The organism is Umezawaea sp. NPDC059074 (assembly GCF_042738955.1).
In the GTDB taxonomy this organism is placed as follows: Bacteria; Actinomycetota; Actinomycetes; order Mycobacteriales; family Pseudonocardiaceae; genus Umezawaea.
This window is the reverse complement of sequence record NZ_JBHYHC010000244.1, coordinates 1-5,716: the sequence shown is the minus strand read 5'-3', so window position 1 is coordinate 5,716 and position 5,716 is coordinate 1. Positions and strand designations below refer to the sequence as shown.

The 5,716-nt window shown below is 74.7% G+C and carries 2 protein-coding genes; both read right to left on the bottom strand.

The annotated features are described in order from the left end of the window. Positions 1-1,109, bottom strand: a 1,109-nt coding sequence (locus ACFWW9_RS45255; RefSeq protein WP_390389703.1) for a serine hydrolase domain-containing protein, incomplete at its 3' end; no start/stop codon positions are given. Further along, positions 1,106-5,716, bottom strand: a 4,611-nt coding sequence (locus ACFWW9_RS45250; RefSeq protein WP_390389701.1) for an amino acid adenylation domain-containing protein, incomplete at its 5' end; no start/stop codon positions are given. The genes ACFWW9_RS45255 and ACFWW9_RS45250, both read right to left, overlap by 4 nt.

Below are 5,716 nucleotides of genomic sequence, written 5' to 3'. Positions count from 1 at the left end.
GGCGCGAAGGTGAACTCCGTGTCGCCGTTGGTGTAGCGGCCCGCGCAGGCGGGTGGTGCGGGCACCGGCGACCGGGGTTCGGCCGGGGTGGGGTAGCCGCCGCCCACGGCGACGCCGAGTGCCCGGAGGCCGATGACCACGTCCTCCCACAGCGCCAGGCCGGTGCCCGCGTTGGAGGTGAACGCCACGACCTCGCCGGTGTCGGCGGCGAACCGCAGGTGGCACGAGGTGCCGGAGCCGGTGCCGTCGTGCCCGTGCCAGTCGCGCCCGGCCCACCGGTGCACCGACCAGCCGAGGCCCCAGCCGTCGGCCAGCCCGAACGGCCCGGCCGGGGCGTGGTCGACCCGCATCTCCCGCAGGACGTCGTCGTCGAGCAGCCGCGGCAGGCCCGGATCGCCGAGGTGCAGGCGCGCGAACGTCACGAGGTCGGACGCGTTGAGAGCCAGCGCGCCCGCGGCGGCCTCGACCACCGGCAGGTCCTGCTCCCGGATCGGCACGACCCGGCCGGTGTCGCGGTGCGCCGAGTGGCCCGCGAGGTGCGGCCGCCCGGTCGACGCGCCGACCACGAACGACGGCGTGATCCCCAACGGCCGCAACAGGATCGACCGCACGGCCTCCGCCCAGCCCATGCCCGTGACCGCCTCGACGAGATAGCTGGCGAGGAGGTAACCGATGTTGGAGTAGGAGAAGACGGTCCCGCTGGGGTGCACCAGGCCGTCCGGCGGGCAGTGGTCGCGCACCCAGCGGCCCGGGTCGGTGGTCGTGGTCGTCGCCTCCGGCACCGCGGAGGCGAGTCCGCTGGTGTGCGACAGCACCTGGCGCAGCGTGATCGGTGGCACCGGGTGGGGCAGGTACTCCCCCAGCGGCCTGTCCGGGTCCACGTCGCCGTCGGCGACCAGGACCATCGCCAGGGTCGCGGTGAACGGCTTCGTCAACGACCCCAACGGGAACGCGCACTCCGCCGTGACCGGGTCGCCCGTGCCGTGCAGCCGTTCGCCGACCTCGACCGCGGTCGTCACCCCGCCGACGCGCACCGCGAGCTGGGCGCCGGGAACCCGGTGCTCGGTCGCGGCACGCGTCAGCAGGGCGCGCAGGTCGTCCGGCGTCACCGGTGCGCGCCCCGCTCGACGGCGGCCGCCACGGCGGTCAACGCGGCCCGGAAGTCCACGGCCACCCGTTCCACGGTGTCCTGCCGGTGCCGGGCGGGCGAGTAGTCCCAGTCGAACCGCAGCCGCCCGCCGCGGACCGCGCCGGTGACCGACAGCGCGTACCCGCCGGGGTCCTCCGGGGCCGTCGTGTCGTCGAAGGCGTGGAACAGGGCGCTGTCCTCGGCGTCGCCGACGTCGTCGAGCCCGCCGAGGTAGTTGAACAGCACCGGCGGTCGCGGCCGGTCGGCGAGCACCGTGCCCGGCGTCCCCCTCGGGCTCAGGTACCGCAGCGCGCCGTAGCCGAGACCGTTGCCCGGCACCGCGCGCAGCTGCCCGCGGATCGACCTGACCAGCCAGGGCCAGTCCGGCTCGCCCGGCGGCACGTGCAGCGCCACCGGGAACACCGACGTGAACCAGCCGACGGTGCGGGAGAGGTCGACGTCGTCGAAGAGGTCCTCCCGGCCGTGGCCCTCCAGGTCCACCACCACCCGGTCGTCCCCGGTCCACCGGGACAGCGCCCACGCCAGGCCGCACAGCAGCACGTCGTTGATCCTCGTGCGGAGCACGGCGGGCGCGTCCCGCAGCAGCACGGCCGTGGTGCGGGGGTCGAGCAGGGCCGTGACGGTGCCCTGCTCGACCGACGTCGCGGGGCGGGTGTCGACCGGCAGCGGCACGGCGTCGGGCACCGCGGTCCAGTGGTCCACCTCGTGGTCGAACCCGCCCTCGGCCACGTGCTCGACCAGCCGGTTCGCCCAGTGCCGGAACGACGTGGTCTTGGCGCCCAGGTCCACCGCCGCTCCCCCGGCGACTTGCCGGTAGGCGGTCTCCAGGTCGTCGAGCAGGATCCGCCAGGACACGCCGTCCACGACGAGGTGGTGCGCGGTCAGGTACAGCCGCGGCCCGCGGTCGTCGCCCAGGTGGCACAGCAGGGCGCGCAGCAGCGGACCGGTCCGCACGTCGAGCGCCGCGTCGGTCTTCGCCAGCAGCTTCCGCAACTCCAAGCGCGGGTTCCCGGTCGCCGCCAGGTCGTGCTCGGTGAACGGCCGCCCGTGCTCGGCGGGCGCGTTCTCCTGCCGCCACCGGCCGTCCTCGCGGCGGAACCGCAGGCGCAGCGCGTCGTGGTGCGCCACGACGCCGTCCACCGCGGTCCGCAGCGCCTCGACGTCCACGCCCGCCACCAGTTCCGCCAGCACCGACTGGGTCAGCGCGGCCGGGACCTCGGGCTCACCCGCGAAGAACTCCCGCTGCACAGGGGTGAGCGGCACCGCGCCGGACACCGCGCCCTGCTCGGCCTCGACGTCCTCCACCCGGCCGACCGCGGCGGCCAGTTCCTCGATCGTCTGGTGCAGGAACAGGTCGCGCGCCGACGCGTCCAGGCCCGCCTTCCTGGCCTGGAAGACCAGCTGGATGCTGAGGATCGAGTCGCCGCCGAGGTCGAAGAAGTTGTCCAGCACGCCGATCCTCCCGACCTCCAGGCCCAGCACGCCCGCCCACACCTCCGCCCACGCGGCCTCGACGGGGTTGCGCGGGGCCACGTGGGTCGCCTCGACCCCGTCGGCGGGCGCGGGCTCCGGCAGGGCTTTCCGGTCCACCGTGCCGGTCGGCCCGATCGGCAGGGCCTCCAGCACGGTCACCGTCGTCGGCACCGCGTACGCGGGCAGGAGGTCGGCGAGGAAGGCCCGCAGCGCGTCGGACCGGAGGTCCGTCTCGGGAGCGGGAACGGCGTACCCGCGCAGCCTGCCGTCCGGTCCCAGCACCACCGCGGCGGCGGCCACGTGCGGGTGCCGGACCAGCGCGTTCTCCACCTCTGAGGGTTCCACCCGGAACCCGCGCACCTTCACCTGGTCGTCCACCCGGCCGAGGAACTCCAGGTTCCCGTCCCCGCGCCACCGTGCCCGGTCGCCGGTGCGGTACACCCTGGCTCCCCCGCCGAGCGGGTCGACGGGGAACCGCCGCTCCGTCTGCTCGGGGGCGTTCCAGTACCCGAGCGCCACACCCGGCCCGCCGACGTGCACCTCGCCCACGACCCCCACGGGCACCAGCCGCCCGGCGCCGTCGAGCACGCGCACGTCGGTGTCGGCCAGCGGCCTGCCGATCGGCACCAAGGGCGCGTCGTCCAGCGAGCCGGTGGAGGCGACGAACACGGTGGCGTCGACGGTGGTCTCCGTAGCGCCGTAGGCGTTGACCACCTTGGTCTCCGGGCCGAACCGGTCGAGCAGCTCGGCGCAGTCGGCGGTGGGCCAGCCCTCCGAGCCGACCGCCAGCACCCGCACCGCGTCGAGCCGGATGTCGTGCTCGGCCAGCTCGCGGGCGATGGCGGTGGCCAGCGACGGCACCGTGACCAGCACCTGCGCCCCGGTCTCGATCGCGAGGTCCACCAGCGCGGGCACGTCGGTGACGACCTCCTGCGGGCAGATCACCATGTCCCCGCCGAACACGGCCGACAGCAGGAAGTCCGCGAAGAACAGGTCGACGCCGAAGCCGGACACCGACAGGCAGGTCGGCCTCATCACGGTCAACCCGTAGGCGTGGTCCCACGCCCGGCAGATGTGGTGGACGCTCCGGTGGGAGATCATCACGCCCTTGGGCCTGCCGGTCGTGCCGGAGGTGTAGACGACGTAGGCCAGGTCGTCCGGGGCGACGTCGGTGGTCGGCGGCTCCGGCGACGCGGCGTCCACCAGGTCGCCCACCTCGTCCAGGCACACGACCTCGCCACCGCCCACCTTGTCCGCCAGCCGCCGCTCGGTGAGCACCACCGGCGCGGCGGCGTCGACGACCATCCGCTCCAGCACCAGCGCCGGGTGCCGGGGGTCCAGCGGGACGAACGCGGCCCCCGCCTTGAGCACGGCGAGCAGCGCCACGACGGCCTCCACGGACCGGTCGAGGCACACCCCGACGAGCGTGCCCGGCCGCGCGCCGAGGTCGACGAGGACGTTGGCCAGCCGGTTCGACCTCACCTCCAGCTCGGCGAAGGTCAGCTCCACGTCCGCGTCGCCGACGGCGACCGCGTACGGCGTGCGTCGGGCCTGGTCGGTGAACAGCTCGTGGGCGCAGCGGGCCTCGACCGGGTCGAGCCGCGCGCCGCGGCCCAACTCGACCAGTGCCCCGACCTCGGCCTCGGTGAGCAGCCGCGCCGCGGTCAGCGGTGCCGCCGGTTCGGCCACCACCGCTTCCACCAGCGTGCGCAGGTGTCCGGCGATCCGCTCGATCGTGGACCGGTCGAACAGGCCGGTGCTGTAGCTGATCGCGAACCCGAGGCCGCCGTCGGCGAAGCCGAAGTCGAAGCCCAGGTCGTGGCCGACGTCGGTCGCGCCGACCGGCAGCTCGCGCACGGCCAGGTCGCCGAACTCGACGTCGGGCGACGGGGTGTTCAGGGCGACGACGACCTCCACGAGCGCGTTCCGGCTCGGATCGCGCTCGGTGGCCACCGCCTCCACGACGCGCTCGAACGGCACGTCGTCGTGCTCGAACGCGGACAGCACCGTCGACCGGACCTCGGTGAGGAGGTCGGCGAACGACCGGGATTCGTCCACAATGGACCGGAGTACGACCGTGTTGACGAAGAGGCCGACCAGCCCCTCCAGCTCCAGCCCGCGCCTGCCCGAGGTGACCGTGCCCACCGCGATGTCCCGCTGGCCGCAGAGCCGTGCCAGCAGGAGTTGGACCAGCGCCACCAGTGCCATGAACACGGTGGCGTCCCGCGTCGCGGCCACCTCGCGGAGCCGGTCGACCAGCTCGGCGGGCAGGGCGGACACGACGGACGCCCCCGCGGAGGAGCGGACGGCCGGGTACTGCCGGTCGACCGGGAGGTGAAGCGGCGGTATGCCGTCCAATGTGGACCGCCAGTACTCGATCCCCTTCTCCCGCGCGGAGTCCGCTTCGCGCTGCCACACGGCGTAGTCGCGGTACCGCACCGGCAGGTCGGGCAGCTCGGCGACCGATCCCCGTGTCCGTGCGGCGTAGCAGGCGGCCAGCTCGCCCACGAGCACGCCGCCGGACCAGCCGTCCGTCACGATGTGGTGGGCCACCAGCGCCAGCACGTGGTCCTCGGCCCCGAGGCGCACCAGCCTGGGCCGCACGACGGGGCCGTGACGGAGGTCGAAGGGCGTGGTCGTCTCATCGTGCAGGCACCGCTCAAGCGCGGCCTCCGGGTCGGGCGCGGCCGAGAGGTCTACCAGCTCGAACGCGACGGGCGACGGTGGGTGGACCACCTGCGCGCCCCGGCCGTCCACGGTCTCGAACGTCGTCCGCAGCGGCTCGTGCCGGTCCACCACGTCGGTCAGCGCGGCGTCGAGCGCGGCGGTGTCCAGCGCGCCGGTGAGCCGCAGCGCGAGCACGGTCGCGTGCTCGGTGCTGTCCGGGTCGAACTCCGTGAGGAACCACAGCCGTTCCTGCGCCGAGGACAACGGGATCGGCCCGTCGCGGTCCACCCGGACGACGGGGTCCACGCGCCCGCCGCCGAGCGCCTCGGCGAGCCCGGCGATCGTGGGCGTGTCGAACAGCTGCCGCGGGGTGGGGGCCGATCCCAGCCGCGCCCGGACGCGGGACAGCACCCGGATGCCCAGGAT